Source organism: Nonomuraea sp. NPDC049504 (assembly GCF_040676845.1).
In the GTDB taxonomy this organism is placed as follows: Bacteria; Actinomycetota; Actinomycetes; order Streptosporangiales; family Streptosporangiaceae; genus Nonomuraea; species Nonomuraea salmonea.
Window position 1 is genome coordinate 38553 of sequence record NZ_JBFAPT010000020.1, and the last position, 22855, is coordinate 61407.

Annotated in this window: 19 protein-coding genes; 8 read left to right on the plus strand and 11 right to left on the minus strand. The window is 71.1% G+C overall.

Translation table 11 applies throughout. The features are described from left to right. Window positions 1-279: 279 nt before the first annotated feature. From AB0K28_RS32685 to sucC, 4 genes are read right to left on the minus strand one after another with little or no spacing between them, the layout of a single operon-like run. Window positions 280-1143: an NAD(P)-dependent oxidoreductase gene (locus AB0K28_RS32685; protein WP_364377585.1), complete on the minus strand. Its 864-nt coding sequence runs from the start codon at window positions 1141-1143 to the stop codon at window positions 280-282. Further along, entirely contained in the window at window positions 1140-1925 is a 786-nt protein-coding gene (locus tag AB0K28_RS32690; protein ID WP_364377587.1) for a TIM barrel protein, read from the minus strand. The genes AB0K28_RS32685 and AB0K28_RS32690 overlap by 4 nt, the downstream gene beginning before the upstream one ends. Further along, a complete protein-coding gene (gene sucD / locus AB0K28_RS32695; protein WP_364377589.1) occupies window positions 1922-2809 on the minus strand; it encodes a succinate--CoA ligase subunit alpha in 888 nt (295 codons plus the stop codon). The genes AB0K28_RS32690 and sucD overlap by 4 nt, the downstream gene beginning before the upstream one ends. Next, a complete protein-coding gene (sucC, locus tag AB0K28_RS32700) occupies window positions 2810-3943 on the minus strand; it encodes an ADP-forming succinate--CoA ligase subunit beta (RefSeq protein ID WP_364377591.1) in 1134 nt (377 codons plus the stop codon). It abuts the gene before it with no gap. 89 nt (window positions 3944-4032) lie between these two features. Here sucC and AB0K28_RS32705 point away from each other — a divergent pair, with 89 nt between their 5' ends. The 3 genes from AB0K28_RS32705 to AB0K28_RS32715 all read left to right on the plus strand — a co-directional run bounded on the left by AB0K28_RS32705 (window position 4033) and on the right by AB0K28_RS32715 (window position 6516). Next, the gene (locus AB0K28_RS32705; RefSeq protein WP_364377593.1) at window positions 4033-5310 is read left to right on the plus strand and encodes a hypothetical protein; all 1278 of its coding nucleotides are present in this window, start codon (window positions 4033-4035) and stop codon (window positions 5308-5310) included. 109 nt (window positions 5311-5419) lie between these two features. Further along, on the plus strand, window positions 5420-6157 hold the full coding sequence (locus AB0K28_RS32710) for a GntR family transcriptional regulator (protein WP_345409626.1): 738 nt from the start codon (window positions 5420-5422) through the stop codon (window positions 6155-6157). A gap of 182 nt (window positions 6158-6339) precedes the next feature. Continuing rightward, entirely contained in the window at window positions 6340-6516 is a 177-nt protein-coding gene (locus AB0K28_RS32715; RefSeq protein ID WP_364377595.1) for a hypothetical protein, read from the plus strand. Between the two features lie 72 nt (window positions 6517-6588). Here the strand turns inward: AB0K28_RS32715 and AB0K28_RS32720 are convergent, their stop codons facing one another. From AB0K28_RS32720 to AB0K28_RS32750, 7 genes are all read right to left on the minus strand, one after another. Then, window positions 6589-7653, minus strand: a complete 1065-nt coding sequence (locus tag AB0K28_RS32720) for a TerC/Alx family metal homeostasis membrane protein (protein WP_364377597.1) — start codon at window positions 7651-7653, stop codon at window positions 6589-6591. Beyond that, entirely contained in the window at window positions 7650-8138 is a 489-nt protein-coding gene (locus AB0K28_RS32725; RefSeq protein ID WP_364377599.1) for a hypothetical protein, read from the minus strand. The genes AB0K28_RS32720 and AB0K28_RS32725 overlap by 4 nt, the downstream gene beginning before the upstream one ends. Then, window positions 8138-9628, minus strand: a complete 1491-nt coding sequence (locus AB0K28_RS32730; RefSeq protein ID WP_345399328.1) for an Nramp family divalent metal transporter — start codon at window positions 9626-9628, stop codon at window positions 8138-8140. The genes AB0K28_RS32725 and AB0K28_RS32730 overlap by 1 nt, the downstream gene beginning before the upstream one ends. Before the next feature lie 79 nt (window positions 9629-9707). After that, a complete protein-coding gene (locus AB0K28_RS32735) occupies window positions 9708-11822 on the minus strand; it encodes an acetate--CoA ligase family protein (protein ID WP_364377601.1) in 2115 nt (704 codons plus the stop codon). Further along, window positions 11822-13045, minus strand: coding sequence for a formyl-CoA transferase (frc, locus tag AB0K28_RS32740; RefSeq protein WP_345399321.1), 1224 nt, complete (start codon window positions 13043-13045; stop codon window positions 11822-11824). The genes AB0K28_RS32735 and frc overlap by 1 nt, the downstream gene beginning before the upstream one ends. Window positions 13046-13061: 16 nt before the next feature. Next, window positions 13062-14735: a thiamine pyrophosphate-binding protein gene (locus AB0K28_RS32745; RefSeq protein ID WP_345399318.1), complete on the minus strand. Its 1674-nt coding sequence runs from the start codon at window positions 14733-14735 to the stop codon at window positions 13062-13064. 93 nt (window positions 14736-14828) lie between these two features. Next, on the minus strand, window positions 14829-16133 hold the full coding sequence (locus tag AB0K28_RS32750) for a molybdopterin molybdotransferase MoeA (RefSeq protein ID WP_364377604.1): 1305 nt from the start codon (window positions 16131-16133) through the stop codon (window positions 14829-14831). A 199-nt stretch (window positions 16134-16332) separates the two neighbouring features. Here AB0K28_RS32750 and AB0K28_RS32755 point away from each other — a divergent pair, with 199 nt between their 5' ends. The 5 genes from AB0K28_RS32755 to fdhD are packed head-to-tail and all read left to right on the plus strand — an operon-like array spanning window position 16333 to window position 22788. Further along, window positions 16333-17310 carry a 2-dehydropantoate 2-reductase gene (locus tag AB0K28_RS32755; RefSeq protein WP_364377606.1) on the plus strand — a complete coding sequence of 326 codons (978 nt, stop codon included), beginning with the start codon at window positions 16333-16335 and terminating at the stop codon, window positions 17308-17310. Window positions 17311-17348: 38 nt separating this feature from the next. Beyond that, entirely contained in the window at window positions 17349-19250 is a 1902-nt protein-coding gene (locus tag AB0K28_RS32760; RefSeq protein WP_364377608.1) for a molybdopterin-dependent oxidoreductase, read from the plus strand. A gap of 4 nt (window positions 19251-19254) precedes the next feature. Continuing rightward, window positions 19255-21084, plus strand: coding sequence for an NAD(P)H-dependent oxidoreductase subunit E (locus AB0K28_RS32765; RefSeq protein WP_364377610.1), 1830 nt, complete (start codon window positions 19255-19257; stop codon window positions 21082-21084). Beyond that, window positions 21081-21923 (plus strand): 2Fe-2S iron-sulfur cluster-binding protein, encoded by an 843-nt coding sequence (locus AB0K28_RS32770; RefSeq protein ID WP_345399306.1) that lies wholly within the window; start codon window positions 21081-21083, stop codon window positions 21921-21923. The genes AB0K28_RS32765 and AB0K28_RS32770 overlap by 4 nt, the downstream gene beginning before the upstream one ends. Next, window positions 21916-22788, plus strand: coding sequence for a formate dehydrogenase accessory sulfurtransferase FdhD (fdhD, locus tag AB0K28_RS32775; protein ID WP_364377612.1), 873 nt, complete (start codon window positions 21916-21918; stop codon window positions 22786-22788). The genes AB0K28_RS32770 and fdhD overlap by 8 nt, the downstream gene beginning before the upstream one ends. The last annotated feature ends 67 nt before the right edge of the window (window positions 22789-22855 follow it).

A 22855-nucleotide genomic window follows, 5' to 3' on the forward strand; every position in this document is an offset into this window, starting at 1 on the left:
AGAATCGGACCCCTGCGGAGCAGGACAGGGGCAGCCGATGCGCCGTCAGGTGAAACGGCGTATCGAACACACGCGCGACCTTTGGGTGATCGTTCGGTAGCATGTGAGGCGTGGCGCAGATCGTGAAGCGTGCTCGCCGCCGGGCTCGCGGAGCGCTGAAACGCCTGTGGAGCTGGTGTAAGACCTCAACGAGAGTCCTCTCGGACGGGGCGACCGGCGGTGAAGCAGGAAGCCTCACGGGCGACCGTGGGAATCCCCCTCGTGCACGAGGGGAGGATGTCAAGCAGCGTTCAGCCTTTCGATCACCTTGAGCAGGGCGGAGTGGTCGAGGGAGCCGTGCCCCTGGGCCCTGGCCGCCGCGACGAGCTGGGCGACCTGCCCGGTGAGCGGCAGGCTGACCCCGGCGGCGCGGGCCGCGGCGAGGGCGATGCCCATGTCCTTGTGGTGCAGGTCGATGCGGAAGCCGGGGGCGAACTCCCGCTTGACCATGGTGTGCCGCTTGAGGTCGAGGATCCGCGAGCCGGCCAGGCCGCCCGCGAGCACGTCGAGCCCGGCCGCGGGATCGACGCCCGACGCCTCCAGCAGCACGATCGCCTCGGACACGAGGCCGTAGATGCCGCCCACGACGAGCTGGTTGGCCGCCTTGACGGTCTGTCCCGCCCCCGCCGGGCCCACGTGCACGATGGTCGTGCCGAGGCGCTCCAGGACCGGTCTGGCCGCCTCCACGTCCTCGGGGGCGCCGCCGACCATGATGGACAGGGTGCCGTCCACGGCGCCGCGCTCGCCGCCGCTGACGGGGGCGTCCACCGCCCGTACGCCGACGGCCGCCGCCTTCCTCGCCACCTCGCGGGAGGTCTCCGGCTTGATCGTGCTCATGTCGACGTAGAGCAGGTTCGGTTTGCCGTACTCGACGACGAGCGGCGCGACCTCCTCCACCTGCGGCGAGTCGGGCAGCATGGTGACCACGACGTCGGCGCCCGCCACCGCGTCCACCACGCCCGACGCGCCCTTGCCGCCCAGCTCGCCCAGCCGCCGCACCCGCTCGGCGCTGACGTCGTAGCCGGTCACCGCGAATCCGGCCTTGAGGAGGTTGGCCGCCATCGGGCTGCCCATGATCCCCAAGCCGATGAAGCCGATGTTCATGCTCGCCTCCAGTCGAACGCGCCCGGCCCCTCGTGCCGGTACTCCAGGCCGACGTGCCCGCGGTAGCCCGCCGCCGCCAGCCGCGCGAAGATCTCCCCGTACGGCATCCGCCCGCTGCCCGGCGCTCCCCTGCCGGGGTCGTCGGCGATCTGCACGTGCCCGAACCGGTCCGCGTGCCGGTCGATGAGCGCGAGCACGTCCTCGCCCATCCTGTGCAGGTGGTAGAGGTCGGCGAGGAAGGCCACGTTCGCCCGGTCCACCTGCTCGATGAGCTCGAAGGCGGCCTGTGACGAGGTGATCGGGTAGCGCGGGTTCTCGTGACTGTTGAGGGCTTCGACGACGACGGTCGCGCCGATCCCGGCCGCCGCGTCGGCCGCCCTGCGCAGGTTGACCACGGCCAGGTCCCTGTCGGTGCCGGGGCCGTTGCCGTACAACGCGTTGAGCACCGTGCAGCCCAGCTCGCCGGCCAGGCGGACGGCGGCGTCGACGTTCGCCTGGAAGCGGGCCGAGCCGTCCGGCCTGGCCAGCAGGCCGCGCTCGCCCGCCGCCATGTCGCCGGCGTCGAAGTTGAGTCCCACCAGGCGCACGCCCGCGTCCTCGACGGCTTGGCGCAGCGCGGCCAGCTCGGCCCCGCTGGGGTCGGGCCCGCCGAACGGCCACCACAGCTCGACCGCGTCGAACCCGGCCTTGGCCGCCGCGGCCGGGCGCTCCAGCAGCGGCAGGCCGGTGAACAGGATCGACAGGTTGACGTCGAAGGTCAGCCCTTCGGGAACGCGGGTCACGAGGCGGCCGCCCTGGACAGGGCCGAGCGCAGCAGGCGGGCCGTCTCCGACGGCGTCTTCCCCACCCGTACGCCGACCGCCTCCAGCGCCTCCTTCTTGGCCTGCGCCGTCCCCGACGACCCGGACACGATCGCGCCCGCGTGCCCCATCGTCTTGCCCTCGGGCGCGGTGAACCCGGCCACGTACGCGACGACGGGCTTGGTGACGTTGGCGGCGATGTAGGCGGCGGCCCGCTCCTCGGCGTCGCCGCCGATCTCGCCGATCATGACGATGGCGTCGGTGCCGGGGTCGTCCTGGAACGCCTGGAGGCAGTCGATGTGCGTGGTGCCGACGACCGGATCGCCGCCGATGCCGACGGCGGTGGAGAAGCCGAGGTCGCGCAGCTCGTACATGAGCTGGTACGTCAGCGTGCCCGACTTGGAGACCAGCCCGATGCGGCCGGAGGAGGTGATGTCGGCGGGGATGATCCCGGCCGACGACTGCCCGGGGCTGATGAGCCCGGGGCAGTTGGGCCCGATGATCCTGGTACGCCCGCGCGCCAGCGCACGGAACCGGACCGCGTCGTGCACCGGCACGCCCTCGGTGATGACCACGCAGAGCGGCACACCCGCCTCGACCGCCTCCTCCACGGCGCCGGCCGTGAAGCGCGGCGGCACGAAGACGACCGACACGTCCGCCCCGGTCTCGGCGACGGCCTCGGCCACCGAGCCGAACACCGGCACCGTCCGCTCGCCGAAGTCCACCGCGCTGCCGCCCTTGCCGGGGGTCACGCCGGCCACGACGTCGGTCCCCGCGGCGAGCATGCGGGCCGTGTGCCTGCGGCCCTCCGCGCCGGTCATGCCCTGCACGAGCACCCGGCTGTCCTTGGTGAGAAAGATCGCCATTTACGCACCTGCCGCGAGTCTGGCCGCCATCTCGGCGGCGCCGTCCATGGTGGAGACCTGGCGGACCGCCGGGTGCCGGGCGTCGCTGAGGATGCGCCGGCCCACCTCGGCGTTGTTGCCGTCCAGCCGTACGACGATGGGCCTGCCCTGGCCGCGCTCGCCGAGGAGTTCGAGTGCGGTGACGATGCCGTTGGCCACCGCGTCGCAGGCCGTGATGCCGCCGAAGACGTTGACCAGCACCGACCGTACGTCGGGGTCGGCCAGGATGATCTCCAGTCCGTCGGCCATGACCTGGGCGGAGGCGCCGCCGCCGATGTCGAGGAAGTTGGCCGGGTCCGCGCCCGCGCCCGCCACCACGTCGAGGGTGCTCATGACGAGCCCCGCGCCGTTGCCGATCACGCCGACCGTGCCGTCCAGCTTCACGTAGTTGAGCCCCTTGGCCCTGGCGCGGGCCTCCAGGCTGTCGGACTGCTCGGTGTACCGCTCCCTGTCGTGCCGGAAGGCGGCGTTGTCGTCGAGCGTGACCTTGCCGTCGAGCGCCATGATGCGCTGGTCGGTGGTGCAGATCAGCGGGTTCACCTCGACGAGCAGGGCGTCCTCCGCGACCAGCACGTGCCACAGCTGCTCCAGCACCTCGGCGGTCTGTTCCGGCAGGCCCGCCTTGGCCGCCAGTTGCCGCGCGGTGTCGGCGTCCACCCCTGTCGCCGGGTCGATCGGCAGTTTCACGATGGCGTCGGGGTCGCGGGCCGCCAGTTCCTCGATCTCCATGCCGCCCTGCGCCGACACCATGGCCAGGAACGCCCCTTCGGCACGGTCCACCAGGAAGGCCGCGTAATACTCCTCGAACGGCACGGTCGCGGCCTCCACCAGCACCCGGTGCGCCGTGTGTCCCTTGATGTCCATGCCGATCACGCGCTCGGCCTCCGCCTGGGCCGCGGCCGGCCCCGCCGCCGGTCTGATGCCGCCCGCCTTGCCGCGTCCACCGGTCTTCACCTGGGCCTTGATGACAACGGGCGTGTCCAGCTCGGCCGCGATCGCGCGGGCCTCGGCCGGGGTGGCCGCGACCCGGCCCGCGGGGACCGGGATCCCGTGACGCCCGAAGAGCTCCTTCGCCTGGTACTCGTACAGGTCCATTCGAGCCTCCTTTGTAGACGGTATACCGTATGGAATATTCCTCGTCTAGGGTCTCGACAGGCACCTGTCTTCTGGATATTCCATACAGTATGGAGAATGCAATAAAGGACTGGCGGGGACGTTCGTACCTCCCCGGGCCCGTCCCAGCAGACCGCGTCCGCATGTTCCGGCTGGCCCTGGCCTCGATGGCGGTGATCAGCCCGCTCCAGTACGGCTACGCCGCCCTGCACACGCGTCAGGCCGGCGGCCTGACGCTGCTCGCCGTCTGGATCGCCTGCCAGGCCGCGGGCGCGCTGCCCGCGCTCCACCTCGTACGCCGCCGGCGCCTCGGCGTGCGGACCTGCCTGGCGGCCGGAGCCGCGCTCACCGGCCTCGGCCTGGCCACCGCGGGGCTCACCTCGGGGCTCACCTCGGGGCTCACCTCGGGGCTGTCCCCCGCCGCGCTCGCCGGGTACGCCGTGCTCGGCGGCCTCGGCGCGGGCCTGGTGTACGGCGTCTGCGGCGAGGTCGTCTCCTCCTGGTACCCCGAGCGCCCCGCCGCCCGCGTCGGCCTCATCACCGGCGCCTTCGGCTACGGCGCCGTCCCCCTGCTGCTGTGGGCCGGCGTGTTCCCCGCCATGACAGGACCGGCGTTCCTCATCATGGCCGCGGTCGCGACGGCCGTGCTGGCCACCGCCGCCCGGCACCTGCGGCTGTCCCCCGCGCTGTGGTGGCCGCTGGACGTGGACCCGCGCAGCCACGCCCTCGACGCCTCCCGCCTGCGCACGGCTCCGGAGGCGGTCAAGCAGTTCGGCATCGCGCAGGCGCTGCGCACCCGCACGCTGCCGGCGCTCGCGCTGATGCTGGTCTGCGCGGGCGCGGTGTCGGTGCTCGACGTGATCGTGGTCGCGGGCACCGGCGCGTGGGGCGCGGTGGCCCTGCTCGTCGCGCTGAACGGCGCGGGCAGGTCGGTCGCCATGCGCGCGTCGGAGCTGCACGGCCGCCGGCGGGTGCTGGCCGCCGTGTTCGGCGCGCTCGCGCTCGGCCAGGTGCTGCTCGCGGTCGCCGTCCAGAACGCCCACGAGCGGCCCGGCGGCACGCTGCTGCTGTGGCTCGGCGCGGTCGCGGCGGGGCTCGGCGGCGGCGCGTTCTACCCGCTGCTGGCCAGCCTCGTCCGCGAGCTGTTCGGCGCCGAGCGGGCCACCGAGATCCACGCGGTGGTCTACAGCGCCAAGGCCGTGGCCGGCGCGGTGGCGGCCGGGCTGGCGTTCGTCGCGCTGAGCGCCCCTGGCGCCGCGCTGCTGGCCGCCGCCGCCCTGGCGGCGCTGCCCGCGCTGGCGACCCCCCGCCTGCGCATCCCCGGGCTGCCCGCCACCATCCCCCTGTGACCGTCCCACTGTGACGCACTGTGATGAGACTCACGGACGAGCGGAACCCCAGGACGGTATGCTGTAGGCAGTCGACCAAAAACCGAAAATCAGCCCTGGAGACGTGACCATGTTGCTGTCGGATCAGGCCGGTCAGACGGCGGCCCCCAAGATCCCCCGTCCCGCGACGCTCCGCGAGAGCGTCATCGAGGCTATCCAAGAGCTCATCGTCTCCGGGCAGCTCAAGCCGGGCCAGCACCTCGTCGAGAGCGAGCTGGCCGAGCTGCTCGGCGTCTCCAGGCAGCCGGTCCGCGAGGCGTTGCAGCAGCTCAGCGGTGAGGGCTGGGTCGATCTTTTTCCCGGTCAGGGCGCGTTCGTGCACGTCCCGACCGTGGAGGAGGCCGACCAGCTGCTCGCCGTGCGCACCCTGCTGGAGACCGAGTCCGCGCGCCTGGCCGCCAAGCAGGCCGGCGAGGAGGGCGTCAAGCGGCTGCGCGCCCTGTGCGCCCGCGGCATCGCCGCGGTGCAGTCCGACGACGTCGACGGCGCCGTGGCCACCAACTCCGAGCTGCACGCGCTGGTGACCGACCTGTCGGGCAACAAGGTGCTCGCCGAGCTGGCCGCCCAGGTGGCCAGGCGGGTGCGGTGGTACCACACGCCGGTCGCCCGCCAGCGCGGCATGGCCTCGTGGGACGAGCACGCCGCCCTCATCGACGCCATCGAGGCCGGCGACGAGCGGCGCGCGGCCAAGATCATGCGCGAGCACACCGAGCACACCCGCGCCTCCTACATGGAGCAGCGCGAGAACGAGCCGGCCGAGCCCGCGCCCAAGCCGGTACGCCGCCGCCGTACCCGCCAGGCCGGCTGACCGACCCCCCTCACCGGCACGCCGGCCGATCCCCCTCCAGGGTCGGCCGGGCGGCCGCGTCATGCCGTCACGCCCTCCTGCCTGCGCGAACAGTCAGGGTTGACGTGACGTTCACACAAGCCCACATGCTCCGAAACACCTCGGGTAGAGGATGGAGCCACACCGGACGGAGGTGCACGACCATGAAAGCGTTCTTCCGCTTTCTCCTTGGTGATCCGCTGGGCCAGGCGGCGGACGGACGAGCCATCGGCGTCGGCCTGAGCGCGGCGCTGAAGAAGCACTACTTCGCGGACGACGCCGACCGCCACCTGCGCGAGTGGAGCAAGGACATCGACGTCCGCAAGAGTCCCCGCCCGTAGAGCAGGACGCACAGCAGCCAGACCCGCGACAGGGGGGCGGCCACCCTCGAACAGCAGCCTCCCCCCGCGCGTTCAGCGCTCCGCCGCCGGCTCCGGCTCCCCCTCCTGCTCAGCGGCCTTCTCAGTGGCCTTCTCAGTGGCCTTCTCAGTGGCCTTCTCAGTGGCCTTCTCGGTGCCTCTCTCAGAGGCTTTCTCCGCCTTGGCGTCGCGTGCCGACTTGATCAGGCTGAGCACCGTCGTCACGGCCAGCGTGCCGACGATGACCCCGAGAGACACCAGGATCGGGATCTCCGGCGCCCACGACACGCCGTCGTGGTGCAGCGCCTCGAGGATCAGCTTGACGCCGATGAAGGCCAGCACCACCGACAGGCCCTTGCTGAGATAGACCAGCCGGTCCAGCAGCCCGCCGATCAGGAAGAACAGCTGGCGCAGCCCCATGAGGGCGAAGGCGTTGGCGGTGAAGACCAGGTAGGGCTCCTTCGTCAGCCCGAAGATGGCAGGGATGGAGTCCAGCGCGAACAGCAGATCGGTGGTCCCGATGGCGACCATCACGATCAGCATCGGGGTGACCATCCTGCGGCCGTGATGCACGGTCAGGCGAGCGCCGTGGTAGGTGTCCGTCGTCGGGAGCACCCGGCGTACCGTGCGCAGCGCGATGTTCTCGGAGAACTCCGCGTCGTCCTCCTCGTGCCCGATCAGCTTCCACGCGGTGTAGACGAGGAAGGCGCCGAAGACGTAGAAGAGCCAGTCGAAGCGCGCCACCGCCTCCGCGCCGGCCGCGATGAAGCCGCCCCGCAGGAGCAGCGCCAGCACGATGCCGATGAGCAGCACCTTCTGGCGGTACTCCCGCGGCACCCGGAACCTGCTCATGATCAGCAGGAAGACGAAGAGGTTGTCCACGCTGAGCGAGTACTCGGTGATCCACCCGGCGAAGAACTCCCCGCCGTGCGCCGGGCCCGACAGCACGAGCAGGCCCACCCCGAAGGCCATCGCCAGGCAGACGTAGAGGCTCACCCAGCCCACGCACTCCTTGAACGAAGGTTCGTGGGGGTTGCGGGCGACGAGGTAGAAGTCGACAGCGAGCACGACACAGAAGCCGCCTATCGTGGCCAACCAGATCCACATGGGCAGATTCACCTACGTGCTCCCTTCCTCGTCTGCATCATCTGGGCATAGCGGACGTACTGCTCCAACAGCTCACTGGCGACGGGATTGCCGCCGGCCACCCGCACCAGCCAGTGCGGCATGAGCCGCTCGTGCATCCACAGGAACCCGATCGCGAAGCCGAGGCTGATCATCGCCTGGTACGCCAGGAACAGCGGCACCCCGTCGGCCATGCCGATCCCGGCCACGCTCTCCTGGAGCAGCCGCGAGAGGGGGAAGGCCGCCATCCAGTAGAGGCCGACGGGCCCGAACGTGCCCGGCCGGAACACGCCGTGGCCGAGGAGCACGCCGTACATGCCGCCGAAGAGGGCGAGCGGTGCGGCGAGCGCCAGGGCCGACAGCGCGGCCATCCCGGTGGGCTGCCCCGCGAGCAGGGTCAGCCCACCGGCCATGGCACCGGCGACGGCTCCGATCGACGCCCCTGGCAGGGCGAGTTCGAAACTGTGCCGTCCGATCATCAGCCCACGACCACGCCGTAGGCGAGCAGGCTGTAGAAGAGCATGCCCAGGTAGAACACCGCGCCGAAGCCGATGATGGCGTTCGACCACCACTTGGGCCTGATCGGTTTGGGCAGCATGCGGTTGTTCACCAGCAGCAGGGTCACGCAGTACGCGCCCATGGCGAACGTGGACAGGAACGCCAGCGTGTCCAGGATCCCGCTGGGACCGTCGGCCGGGCCGAACAGCAGGATCAGGATGCCGAAGAGGATCACGCCCCAGAGGAAGATGCCGTACAGGCGGGACATGCCCACCTTCTTCGCGCCGGGGATGAAGTTGTAGGTCATGTCGGCCTGGCCGCGCGAGAACGAGTCGAACAGGCCCAGCGTCGCGTTGAGGCCGATCAGGGCGATGAACCCGAGGAACACGACCCCGAGCACCGAACTGCCCGCCGAGGAGACGGCGTTCGACATCGCGGTCAGCGCCACCTCCCGGTCGTCGCCCTGAATCGCCGTACGCACGGCGGGGTCGATCCGCACCGCGGACTGGGCGATCACCGTGAAGGAGATGGTGACCAGCATGGTGATGCCCCAGAAGAGCAGCAGCGCGTCGAAGGTGACCCAGCGCCGCCAGCCCTTCCACTTGGCCATCTCGGCCGGGTCGGAGGTGTCGAACATGTACCCGCGGGTCGGCCGCTCCTCCTCGGAGGAGGCGTGCCGCAGCCCGACCACCTTCGGCTGGTGCACGCCCATGCCGGCGCCGGAGTCACGCAGGTGCAGCGTGTACCACATCTGCTGCATGCCCGACGGACCGGCGAAGGCGCAGGCGCCGACGATGACGGGGAACCAGGCGGCCGACAGGGCCTCCGCCGGCAGGTAGCCGAAGGAGAACATGCCGCTGATGGTGGTGACCACGTCACCCCAGGAGCCGACCATGGCGGCGACCACGGCGGTGCCGAGCACGAGCGCCCCGATGAGCAGGGAGAGCACGTTCTCCAGCAGGTTGTAGATCACCTTGGCCAGGGTGAAGACCACGCCGACGAGGATCAACCCGGCGATCGCGGTCACCATCCAGGGTATTCCGGTGATCTCCTCGAACGCCGCCGCGCCCGCGGACAGGTGGCCGGGCCAGATGTAGACGGCGATCGCCACCACGAAGAAGAACCACATCAGCGGCTTGAAGACCCTGGCCGCGCCGGAGAAGATGCTCTCCCCCGTGGCCATGGCGTAGCGGGCCATCTCCAGCATCACCACGGCCTGCAGGGTGACGCCGATCAGGAACAGCCACCTGATCTCGGGCCCGAACAGCAGCACCAGCCGGGGCCACATGTACGACTCGCCCATGCCCACGCCGAGCGCGACGAGGAACACCGTCGGCCCGATGAGGTGCACCGAGGGAGGCGCGTCGGGGAGCTTCCTGATGGGCATCGGCTCGAGCCGGCCCGCTTTCCATACTCGTTCGTCCTCGACCGGCGGCGTGGCCGTCGCCGGTGGTGTGTTCGATGTGTCCACCTACGGACCTCCTGGGGGGTTGTTGCCTTCCTCTGCGCCCCGAATTGCCCCCTCGCCTGGTGCTGCTGTGGCTCGGCTCTTAGCCCAGCAGCCCGGCTGCCCTGGCCCAGCGGTACTTCGCACCGAGGACCGCCACGGGCTTTTCCGTCGTGTACGGGTACGCGACCACGCCGTGCTCGAACAGGTACTCGCTGGCCTCCTCAACCTCGGTGTCGCCGGCCAGTGACGCCACGACCGGCTTGGTGTTGCCCTTCGCCCGCTCCTCGGCCACCACACGGGCGATGAGCTCGGCGAAGACCATCGGCGGCGTCACGATCGTGTGCCAGTAGCCGAGGACCAGCGCGTGGATGCGCTCGTCGCTCAGGCCGAGGCGGACCGTGTTCTCGTAGGTCGAGGGTGGTTCGCCGCCGGTGATGTCGATGGGGTTGCCCGCCGCTCCGAACGGCGGGATGTAGGCGCGGAACGCCGCGTCCAGGTCGTCGGGGATGTCCATGAGGGTCAGCCCGGCGTCCACGATGGCGTCGGACAGCAGCACGCCGGAGCCGCCCGCGCCGGTGATGATGACGACGTTCTCGCCCTTGGGGGCGGGCAGGATCGGCAGCGCGCGGGCGTACTCCAGCATGTCGTTCAGCCCGGGGGCGCGCACCACGCCGGCCTGGCGCAGGATGTCGTCGTAGACCTTGTCGTCGCCGGCCAGCGCGCCGGTGTGGGAGCCGGCGGCCCGCGCGCCCATGGCGGTGCGCCCGGCCTTGAGCACGATGACCGGCTTCTCCTTGACCACGCGGCGGGCGGCGTCGACGAAGCCGCGCCCGTCCTTGAGGTCTTCGAGGTGCATGGCGACGGCCTTGGTGTTGTCGTCCTGCTCGAAGAAGGTCAGCAGGTCGTCCTCGTCCACGTCGGCCTTGTTGCCGACGCCGACGATGGCGGACACGCCCATCTTGGTGGTGCGGCTGAAGCCCAGGATGGCCATGCCGATGCCGCCGCTCTGCGAGGTCAGCGCCACGCTGCCGCGCACGTCGTACGGTGTGCAGAAGGTCGCGCAGAGGTTCTCGGGCGTGTAGTAGTAGCCGTAGATGTTGGGGCCGAGCATGCGCACGCCGTGCCTGCGGGCGATCTCGACGATCTCCTTCTGGCCCTCGACGTTGCCGGTCTCGGCGAACCCCGAGGGGATCATCACCGCGCCTGCCACGCCCTTCGCGCCGACCTCCTCCAGCGCCGGCGCCACGAACTTGGCCGGGATGGCGAAGACGGCCACGTCCACCTCGCCCGGCACGTCGCCGACGCTCTTGTACGCCTTGAGCCCCATGATCTCGTCGGCCTTGGGGTTGATCGGGTAGATCTGCCCCTGGTAGCCGCCGTTGATGAGGTTGCGCATGACCGAGTTGCCGATCTTGCCGGTCTCGGCGGAGGCGCCGATGACGGCGACCGAGCGCGGCTTGAAGATGCGGTTCATCTGCCGCAGGATCTCCTCGCGCGGCAGCCGCTCGACCTCGGGGGCCGGCTGGCCGATGATGATCCGCACGTCGGCGGCCACGGCGCCGTTCGCGTCGGCGAAGACGGGGTTGAGGTCCACCTCGACGATCTCGGGGAGGTCGGTGACCAGCCGGCCGACGCGTTCGATGAGCGACGCCAGCGCCTGGCGGTCGGCGGGTTCCGCGCCGCGGGCGCCCTTGAGCACATCCGCCGCTCTGATGTCGTCCAGCATCTTCAGCGCATCATCACCCGAAACCGGGGCAAGCCGGAAGGTCACGTCCTTGAGTACTTCGACGAGCACGCCGCCGAGGCCGAAGGCCACGACCTTGCCGAAGGTGGGGTCGGTGACCGCGCCGACGATGACCTCGTGGCCGCCGCCCACGAGCTGCTGCACCTGGATGCCGTCGATCGTGGCGTCCGGGTTGTAGGCGCGGGCGTTGGCCAGGATCGTGGCGTAGCCCTCGCGTACCTCGTCGGCGTTCTTCAGGCCGACCAGCACGCCGCCGGCGTCCGTCTTGTGCAGGATGTCGGGCGAGACGATCTTCAGCACAACCGGGAACCCGATCTCCCCGGCCAGCCGGGCGGCCTCGTCGGCCGAGCTCGCGAGGCCCTCGCCGGGGGTGGCGATGCCGTACGCCTGGCACAGCTCACGGCCCTCAGGAGCCGTCAGGGCCGTACGCCCCTCGGCCAGCGCCTTGTCGATGACGTCCCTGGCAGGCACTAGATGACTCCGTTCGTCTTGAGTTCGGCCAGCTCCTCGGCGCTCACGCCGATCTGGCGGTAGATCTCCTGGTTGTGCTCGCCGAGCAGCGGCGGCGTGCGGACGTCCACCGGCGAGTCGGACAGCTGCAGCGGGCTGCCCACCGTCACGAACTCGCCGCGCTCCGGATGGTCGACGGTGACGACGATGCCCTCCTCGCGCAGGCTCTCGTCCTCCACCAGCTCCTTGGTGGACAGGATCGGCCCGCACGGGATGTTCTCGGCGTTGAGCCGGTCGAGCACCGTCCACTTGTCGTGGCGGATCGTCCACTCCTCGATGAGCTGGAACATCTTGTCCAGCTTCGGCAGCCGCGCCTCGGGCGTCGCCCACTCGGGGTCGTCGGCCAGCTCGGGACGGCCGATGATGCCGGTGATCGGCTTCCAGCCGACCGGCTGGACGATGACGTAGATGTAGTCGTTCGGCCCGCCGGGCGCGCAGCGCACCGCCCAGCCGGGCTGGCCGCCGCCGCTGGCGTTGCCCGAGCGCGGCACCTCGTCGCCGAACGTCTTGTTCGGGTACTCGCGCAGCGGCCCGTGCGCCAGGCGCTGCTGGTCACGCAGCTTCACGCGGCACAGATTCAGCACGGCGTGCTGCATGGCCACCTGTACGCGCTGGCCGCGTCCGGTCTGGGTGCGCTGGTAGAGGGCGGCCAGGATGCCGGCCACCGCGTGGATGCCGGTGCCCGAGTCGCCGATCTGGGCGCCGGTGGCCAGCGGCGGGCCCTCCTCGAAGCCCGTCGTGCTCATCGAGCCGCCCATCGCCTGCGCGATCACCTCGTACGCCTTGAACTTGGCGTACCTGCCCTGGCCGAAGCCCTTGATCGAGGCGTAGATGAGGCGGGGGTTGAGCTCCTGCAGGCGCTCCCAGGAGAAGCCCATGCGGTCCACCGCTCCTGGACCGAAGTTCTCCACCAGGATGTCGGCGCTCTTCACCAGCTCGGTGAAGATCTCCTTGCCGCGCTCGCTCTTCATGTTGAGGGTGATGCTGCGCTTGTTGCAGTTGAGCATCGTGAAGTACAGGCTGTCGACGCCGGGGACGTCGCGGAGCTGCTGCCGGGTGATGTCGCCGGCCGGGGCCTCCAGCTTGACCACGTCGGCGCCCAGCCACGCGAGCAGCTGGGTGGCCGACGGGCCGGACTGGACATGGGTCATGTCGAGGACGCGGACACCTTCGAGAGCCTTCATCTGCACCGTGATTCCCCTACTTGTACATGGTCTGGTTCATGGTTCCTGGGGCGTACACCTCTGGGTCGACCCAGACGTTGATCAGCGAGGGCTTGCCGGACTCGCGGGCCCGCTCCAGCGCCGGCCGGATCTCGGCGGGGTCGCGGACCTCCTCGCCGTAGCCGCCGAGCAGCTTGGCGAACTCGCCGTAGCGGATGTCGCCGAGGGTGTTGCCGACGCGGGCGCGGTCCTGGCCGTACTTGGCGGCCTGGCCGTACCTGATCTGGTTCATCGAGGAGTTGTTGCCGATGACGCCGATGAAGGGCAGGTCGAAGCGGACCATGGTCTCGAAGTCCCAGCCGGTGAGGCTGAAGGCGCCGTCGCCGAACAGGCACAGCACCTCCTTGTCGCGGCGGGCCTGCTTGGCGGCCATCGCGAAGGCCATGCCGACGCCGAGCGTGCCGAGCGGGCCCGGGTCCATCCAGTGGCCCGGCGACTTGGGCTGCACGACCTGGCCGGAGAAGGTGACGATGTCGCCGCCGTCGCCGATGTAGATCGAGTCCTCGGTGAGGAACTCGTTGATCTCGTGGACCAGGCGGTAGGGGTCGATCGGCTGGGCGCCGGACAGCTGGCGGGGCAGCCGCTTCTCGTACGCCTGGGTCTCGACGTTGCGCAGCTCGTCCAGCCACTCCTTGCGGCGGGCCGCGCTGTTGTCCACCCGGCCGCTCGCGGCCTGCGCCACCGCGGACAGGACGAGCCCGGCGTCGCCGACGATGCCGAGGTCGATGTCGCGGTTCTTGCCGACCGTGCGGTAGTCGAGGTCGATCTGCACGACCTTGGCCGTCGGCGACAGGCGCTTGCCGTAGCCCATGCGGAAGTCGAACGGGGTGCCGACGATGATGATCAGGTCGGCCTCGGTGAAGGCGTAGCGGCGGCTGAGCTGGAAGTGGTGCGGGTCGCCGGGCGGCAGCGTGCCGCGGCCCGAGCCGTTCATGTACGCGGGGACGTTCAGCGTCCGTACGAAGTCGATGGCCGCGTCGGTCGCCCGGCAGGTCCAGACCTGGCTGCCGAGCAGGATGCACGGCTTCTCGGCGTGGGCGAGCAGGTCGGCCAGCTGCTCGATGGCCTCGGGGTCGCCCTGCTGACGGGTGGAGGCGCGGTAGTGGCCGGCCTTGGGGATGCGCGCCTTCTCGACCGGCACCTTCGCGTCGAGCACGTCGCGCGGGATCTCCAGGAACGACGGCCCCGGAGCGCCGTGGTAGCACTCGCGGAAGGCCATGGAGACGATGTCGGCCACCCGCTCGGTGCTCGGCACCGTGGCCGCGAACTTGGTGATCGGGGTCATCATGTCGACGTGCGGGAGGTCCTGCAAGGAGCCCATCTTGTGCTGGCTCAGCGCACCCTGGCCGCCGATGAGCAACATCGGGCTCTCCGCGCGGAAGGCGTTGGCCACGCCGGTCACCGCGTCGGTCGTGCCCGGCCCCGCGGTGACGACCGCGCAGCCCGGCTTGCCGGTGATGCGGGCGTAACCGTCGGCGGCGTGCGCGGCCACCTGCTCGTGGCGTACGTCGATGACCTCGATGCCCTCATCGACGCAGCCGTCGTAGATATCGATGATGTGGCCGCCGCAGAGCGTGTAGATCACGTCCACGCCTTCGGCTTTGAGTGCCTTGGCTACGAGATGACCACCGGAGATCGTTTCCGACATCATGCACCCTTCCTGGCGAACGAGCTCGCTGTCTTCCGCATACTGCATACCGTATGAACGCAATGGTTACTCTCTCCGGAAGGGCGTGTCCAGGCCCTAGGGCAATTCGATCAGCTCGACCTGCTCACCGGACCACCCCGGCGGCACCACTGCCAGCGCGTCCGCCAGGGCCGCGCCCCACAACGATCCCGGCCGGTCATGACCCACGGGGACCGCGCCGCGACCCGACCGCCGGACCGGCACCAGGCGGGTGTCGCGCGGGTGCGGGCGCACCTCGCCCGACAGCGCGCTCGTCTCCCGCGCGGCGGGCACGCCGGACAGCTCGCGCAGGATCGGGGCGAGCAGCGTCAGCGCGGCGGCCAGAGCCGCGAACGGGTTCCCCGGCAGGCCCACCACGAGCCTGCCGTCCGTCAGGCGGGCCAGCGCCTGGGGGTGCCCTGGACGTACGGCGACCCCGTCCACCAGCACGTCGGCGCCCAGCTCCGCCAGCACCGCCCGCAGATGATCGGCCGGCCCCTTCGACGACGCCCCGCACACCACGACCACGTCCTCGCGGCACTCCGGCCACCCGCTCGGCGCGTCCGCGCCCGCCGGCCATCCCCCGCCGGCCCCATGCTCGGCCCACCCGGCCAGGGCGGCGCGCAACGCGGCAGGGCCGTCGGGGAGGCGGGTGGTGGTGGCGACGCGGCCGCCCGCCCACTCCACGAGGCCGGGCAGGAACGGGCCGATCGCGTCGCGAACCCGCCCTGGGGCGGGCAGGCCGGCGTCCACGACCTCGTCGCCGGTCACCAGCACCGCGACGCGCGGCCGTGGACGCACCTCCAGCACGTCGTGGCCGAGCGCGGCGGCCAGGCCGAGCGTCACCGGCGTCACCACCGTCCCCGCGCCCAGCACGACCGCGCCCTCGGCGATGTCCTCGCCCCTGCGCCTGATGTGCCTGCCGGGCACGACGACGCCCCCGACGACCCCGCCCACGACCCCGCCCACGGACCCGCCCACGGGCCCGCCGAGGGGGCCGCCCGCGCCGCCCGCGTGCAGGTCACCGGCCGGGCCGCCCCTGGGCACGTCGCCGTCCGCGTGCTCGTACGGCAGGACCGCCTCGGCGCCCGCCGGCACCGGGGCGCCGGTGGCGATCTCGACGGCCTCGCCCGCCCGCAGCGCACCCCCGTACGGCGCTCCCCCGGCCAGCACCCGGGCCACCACCCGCCAGGGCCCGGAACCCGCGACGGCGTACCCGTCCATCGCCGAGACGTCCACGCCCGGCACCGCCACCAGCGCGCGCAGCGGCGCCGCCAGCCGGCAGCCGAGCGCCTCCCGCAGCGGCACGGATGAAGGCTTCGAAGGGCAGGCCGCGCCCGCCGCGAGGGCCCGGGCGGCGGGCCATGAGATCGCTTCCACCACTGGTCCATGCCACAAAACGGTCACAGGCACACTCCTTGACCCTCGTTTTTCCATACTGTATACCGAATGCACGGTGGGGAGTGTCCAGCGATCCCGCCGCGAGCACGGGGCCCCGTACTTACGGCCGGGTCGCCTTCAAGCGACTGCCGCAGCTACGGGGCTCCGTGCTTACAATCCGACGCAAGAACGGAGCGCAAGCATGAAGGTCGCTGTTCTTGGCGCCGGCGCCATCGGCGCGTACGTGGGGGCCGCACTCCACAAGGCGGGAGTCGAGGTGCACCTCATCGCGAGAGGCGCGCACCTCGAGGCGATACGCCGTGCCGGTGTGCGGGTGCTCACCCCCAGGGGCGACTTCACCGCCCATCCCCATGCCACCGACGATCCCGCCGAGGTCGGCCCGGTGGACCACGTCTTCCTGGGCCTCAAGGCGAACAGCTACGCCGCCGCCGGCCCCATGATCCGGCCGCTCCTGCACGAGACGACCAGCATCATCGCCGCGCAGAACGGCATCCCGTGGTGGTACTTCCACGGGCTCAAGGGCCCGTACGAGGGCTACCGCATCGAGAGCGTCGATCCCGGCGGCGCGGTGACGGCCGCGCTGCCCCTGCACCGCGCCATCGGCTGCGTGGTCTACGCCGCGACGGAGATCGAGGAGCCCGGCGTGATCCGCCACCTGGAGGGCACCCGCTTCTCCATCGGCGAGCCCGACGGCCGGCTGTCGGAGCGCTGCCGCGCCTTCAGCGAAGCCGCCGTCGAGGGCGGGCTGAAGTGCCCGGTCGAGCGCGACCTGCGCAGAGACGTGTGGATCAAGCTGATGGGCAACATCGCCTTCAATCCGATCAGCGCGCTGGCCCGCGCGACGATGGCCGGCATCTGCCGCCACGACGGCGCCAGGGAGCTGGTCGTCGCCATGATGCGGGAGACCGTGGAGGTGGCCCGCCGGGTGGGCTGCGATCCGGGCATCTCGATAGAGCGCCGCCTGCGCGGGGCGGAGAAGGCGGGCGAGCACAAGACGTCCACGCTCCAGGACCTGGAGAAGGGCAAGCCGCTGGAGCTCGACGTGCTGCTGGCGGCGGTGGTCGAGCTGGCCGATCTGACCGGAGCGGAGGTGCCGACGCTGAGGGCGATCCACGCGGTGAGCGACCTGCTGAACGCGAACCTTGTCCGTGCGGTATAGCCCGGAATACCGTAGATTGTATACTGAATGGAGGGATCATGAGCTATGACCGCCTGACCCATCCACTGGTACGCGAAAACGGCGTGCTGCGCAAGGCGTCGTGGGAGGAGGCGCTGGAGCGAGCAGCGGAGGGCTTCCGCCGCAACATAGAACGACACGGGCCCGACAGCTTCGCGATGTTGTCGTGCGCCCGCTCCACCAACGAGATGAACTACGTCGGGCAGAAGTTCACCCGGGTGGTCGTCGGAACCAACAACGTGGACTCCTGCAACCGCACCTGCCACGCCCCCAGCGTGGCCGGCCTGTCGGCGGTGTTCGGCAGCGGTGGCGGCACCTCCTCCTACCAGGAGGTGGAGGACACCGACGTGATAGTGATGTGGGGTTCCGCGGCCAGGAACGCCCACCCCATCTTCTTCCAGCACGTGCTCAAGGGCATCCACAACGGCGCCAAGATGTTCGCCGTCGATCCGCGCCGCACCGGCACCGCCCAGTGGGCCGACCTCTGGCTCGGGCTCAACGTCGGCACCGACATCCCCCTCGCGCACGCGGTCGCCCGCGAGATCATCCACGCGGGGCTGCACAACGAGGCGTTCATCGAGCGGGCCACCGTGGGCTTCGAGGAGTTCAAGGAGTCCGTCGAGCCCTGGACGCTGTCGGCGGCCGAGCAGGTGACCGGCGTGCCGGCCACGGCGATCCGCGAGCTGGCCCACGCCTACGCCCGCGCCGACCGCGCCCAGCTCTGCTGGACGCTCGGCATCACCGAGCACCACAACGCGACCGACAACGTCCGGGCGCTGATCAACCTGGCCCTGCTCACCGGCCACGTCGGCCGCTACGGCTCCGGCCTGTCGCCGCTGCGCGGCCAGAACAACGTGCAGGGCGGCGGCGACATGGGCGCCATCCCCAACCGCCTGCCCGGCTTCCAGGACATCCTCGACCCCGGCACCAGGCAGCGCTTCGAGAGCGCCTGGGGCCGCGCCATCCAGCCCCGCTACGGCTACAACCTCACCGAGATGCTGGAGGCGATGGGCGAGGGCAAGCTCACCACCTGCTACATGATCGGCGAGAACCCGGTGCAGTCAGAGGCCGACTCGCTCTCCTGCATCAAGCGCCTGTCCATGCTCGATCACCTGGTCGTCCAGGACATCTTCCTCACCAAGACCGCGCAGATGGCCGACGTGGTGCTGCCGGCCAGCGCCGCCTGGTGCGAGGCCGACGGCACGTTCACCAACAGCGAGCGCCGGGTCCAGCGGGTGCGCAAGGCCCTGGAGCCGCCGGGCGAGGCCCGCGACGACATCTGGATCGTCTGCGAGATCGCCCGCAGGCTCGGTCACGACTGGCACTACGACGGCGCCGAGGAGGTCTGGAACGAGCTGCGGTCACTGTCGCCCCAGCACGCCGGCATGTCCTACCAGCGGCTGGCCGAGTTGCAGGGCATTCAGTGGCCGTGCCCGTCGGAGGACTCCCTGGAGCCGCCCTACCTGCACGGCCGGCTGTGGGAGAGCGACCCGGTCAAGCGGGGCATGCCGGCGCCGTTCGCCCTGCTGCGCCACTCGCCCCCGGTGGACCTGGTGGACGAGGAGTACCCGCTGCGGCTGACGACCGGGCGGCGGCTCGACTCCTACAACACGGGCGTGCAGTCCTCCGGGTTCGCCTCGCCGCTGCGCCGCGGCGAGACGATCGAGCTGTGCCCCGAGGACGCCGAGAAGCTCGGCGTCGTGGCCGGCGAGGAGGTGCGGATCACCTCCCGGCGGGCCTCGGTGGTCGCGCCCGTCCACATCGACCCTGGGCTGAGACCCGGGCTGGTGTTCATGACGTTCCATTTCCCCGACGAGGTCGACACCAACTCCCTGACGATCGAGGCCACGGACCCGATCTCGGGGACGGCGGAGTTCAAAGCTGCCGCGGTCAGGGTCGAGAAGCTCGTCAAGGCCGGGTGACCACATGGATCTGAGATTCCGCGACGCCAAGCCCACCGACGAGGAGCGCGCGGCGGTCGACGACCTGCTCGGCCCGCCCGCCTCCGCGTGGACCGGCGGCAGCCGTACCGACGCCGACCTGCGCATGGCCGTCCGCGCCGAGGAGGCGCGCGACCAGTTGCTGCCCGCCCTGCACGCGGTCAACGACCGTGTCGGGTGGATCAGCGAGGGCGCGCTCGACTACATCTGCCGCCGGCTCAACGTGCCGCCGGCCGAGGCGTACGGCGTGGCCACGTTCTACTCGCTGCTCTCCGTCGAGGAGCGGCCCAAGCGGGTGCTGCACGTCTGCACCGACCTGGCCTGCCAGGCCAAGGGCTCCAAGGCCGTGTGCGACCGCGTACGCGAGCGCTTCGGCCCGCCCGGCAAGGACTGGCAGGAGAGCCCCTGCCTCGGCCTGTGCGAGCGGGCCCCCGCCGCGCTCGCCCTGGAGGCCGGCGTGCCGCACCGGGCCGAGGTGTACGCCCCCGCCACCCCCGACACGATCACCACCATCACCGGCACCACGCCCGGCACCAACGGCCACGCGCCCGCCGTGCACGTCGCCGGCGAGACGCCCGTCAAGGAGGCCGTGCCGCAGTCCGGCGACCCCGGCCTGGTGCTGCTGCGCCGCGTCGGGCAGGTCGATCCGGCCAGCCTCGACGACTACCGGGCGGCCGGCGGCTACACCGCGCTGCGCCGCGCCTTCGAGCTCGGGCCGACCGGGGTGATCCGCGAGGTGCTGGAGTCGGGCCTGGTCGGCAGGGGCGGCGCCGCCTTCCCCACCGGCCGCAAGTGGGAGGCCACCGCCCGCCAGCCCGACCACCCCCACTACCTCGTGTGCAACGCCGACGAGAGCGAGCCGGGCACGTTCAAGGACCGGGTCGTGATGGAGGGCGACCCGTACGCGCTCATCGAGGCGATGACCGTCGCCGCGTACGCCACCGGCTGCACCAAGGGCTACCTCTACATCAGGGGCGAGTACCCGAGGGCGACCGCGCGGCTCCAGCACGCCATCACCACCGCCCGCTCCCGTGGGCTGCTCGGCGACGACATCCTCGGCAAGGGGCTGTCGTTCGACATCGAGCTGCGCAGAGGCGCGGGGGCGTACATCTGCGGCGAGGAGACCGCGATCTTCAACTCCATCGAGGGGCGGCGCGGCGAGCCGCGCAGCAAACCGCCCTTCCCCGTGGAGAAGGGGCTGTTCGGCAAGCCGACCGTGGTCAACAACGTCGAGACGCTGGTCAACGTGCTGCCGATCCTGGAGCGCGGCGCGCCGGCGTACGCGGCGGCCGAGCCCAAGCTGTTCTGCGTCTCCGGCGCGGTCGAACGGCCCGGCGTGTACGAGCTGACCTTCGGCGCCACCCTGCGCGAGCTGCTCGACCTGGCCGGCACCACCGGCACCACCAGGGCCGTGCTGCTCGGCGGCGCCGCCGGGGCGTTCGTCACCGACCTCGACATCCCGCTCACCTTCGAGGGCACCAGGAACGCCGGCGCCACCCTCGGCTCCGGCGTGGTGCTCGTCATCGACGACTCCGTCGACCTCAAGGCGCTGCTGCTGCGCATCGCGGAGTTCTTCCGCGACGAGTCCTGCGGGCAGTGCGTGCCCTGCCGGGTCGGCACCGTACGGCAGGAGGAGGCACTGCACCGCCTCACCCGCCGCGTCGATCCGAACGAGCCGCGCCGGGACGACGACCCCGACCTGGTGCTGCTGCGCGAGGTCGGGCAGACCATGCGCGACGCCTCCATCTGCGGCCTCGGGCAGACCGCCTGGAACGCCGTCGAATCGGCCATCGACCGTCTGGGAGTGTTCAAATGATCCCGCTCCAGCCGCCCCGCCGGCTCATCGACGTCGAGATCGACGGCGAGACCGTACGGGTGCCGGAGGGCTCCACGATCCTCGACGCCTGCCAGGCGGCGGGCAAGGACGTGCCCACCCTCTGCTACGGCGACACGCTCACCCCGAAGAACGCCTGCCGGGTCTGCGTCGTGGAGGTGGAGGGCGCCAGGACGCTGGCGCCCGCCTGCTCCAGGAAGGCCGAGCCGAACATGAAGGTCGGCACCGACACCGAGCGGGCCCGCCAGAGCCGCAAGGTCGTGCTCGAACTGCTCGGCTCGTCGGTCGACCTGTCCACCACGCCGCGCGCCGCCGAGTGGACCGAGGAGTACGGCGCCGACCCCGCCAGGTTCGGCGACGAGGCCGCCACCGTCGAGCAGCCCGCCAAGGTGGACAACGACCTCTACGTCCGCGACTACAGCAAATGCATCCTCTGCTACAAGTGCGTGGACGCCTGCGGCGACCAGTGGCAGAACTCCTTCGCCATCTCCGTCGCCGGGCGCGGCTTCGACGCCGAGATCTCCACCGAGTTCGACGCCCCGCTCACCGACTCGGCCTGCGTCTACTGCGGCAACTGCGTCGAGGTCTGCCCCACCGGGGCGCTGTCGTTCAAGACCGAGTACGACATGCGCGCCGACGGCACCTGGGACGAGTCCCGCCAGGCCGAGACCACCACCGTCTGCAGCTACTGCGGCGTCGGCTGCAACCTCACCCTGCACGTCCAGGACAACAAGATCGTCAAGGTGACCTCGCCGCACGACAACCCCGTCACGAAGGGCAACCTCTGCGTCAAGGGACGCTTCGGGTACGGATATGTCTAGGGTCACCGTCAAGAAGCGCATCCTGCGGGTGAAGGACGCCGCCCGCGTGCGCAAGGTCGACGCGCTGGCCGCCGAGGAGCCGCTGGAGATCCGGCTCAACGGCACCCCGCTGACCGTCACCATGCGCACGCCGGGCGACGACTTCGACCTGGCGGCCGGGTTCCTCGTCAGCGAGGGTGCCGTGGGGTCGCCGGGCGACATCTCCACCATCCGCTACTGCGCCGGGGCCACCGTCGAAGGGCTGAACACCTACAACGTCCTCGACGTACGGCTCGCCCCCGGCGTGCCCGAGCCTGAGCCGCGCAACTTCTACACCACCTCCTCGTGCGGCGTCTGCGGGAAGGCGTCGCTGGAGGCCGTACGCACAGTGGCTCGCTGGAGCGCGGGAGACGACCCGGTCGAGCTGGCGCAGTCGACTGTCGCTGCCCTGCCGGACCGGCTGCGCGCCGCCCAGCGGGTCTTCGACAGGACCGGGGGCCTGCACGCGGCCGGCCTGTTCACGGCCGACGGTGAGCCGCTGTGCGTACGCGAGGACGTCGGCCGGCACAACGCCGTCGACAAGCTGCTCGGCTGGGCGCTGCGCGAAGGGCGGCTGCCGCTGCGCGGCACCGTTCTCATGGTGTCGGGGCGGGCGTCGTTCGAGCTGGTGCAGAAGGCCGTCATGGGCGGGATACCGGTGCTCGCCGCGGTCTCGGCGCCGTCCTCGCTCGCCGTCGAGCTGGCCGCCGACGAGGGACTGACGCTCATCGGGTTCCTGCGCGGGAACTCGATGAACGTCTACACGGGTGAACGCCGGCTGAGCGCCCGTACAAGCGTCACCTCGGGCGCCGGCAACGGCTCTGCCGACGCACGATCACCGAGGTGATGACGGGATGCCGACGGCGGCGCCGGGCCCCCAGCGCCGCCGTCCGGCATCCCACCTGTCTAATTGC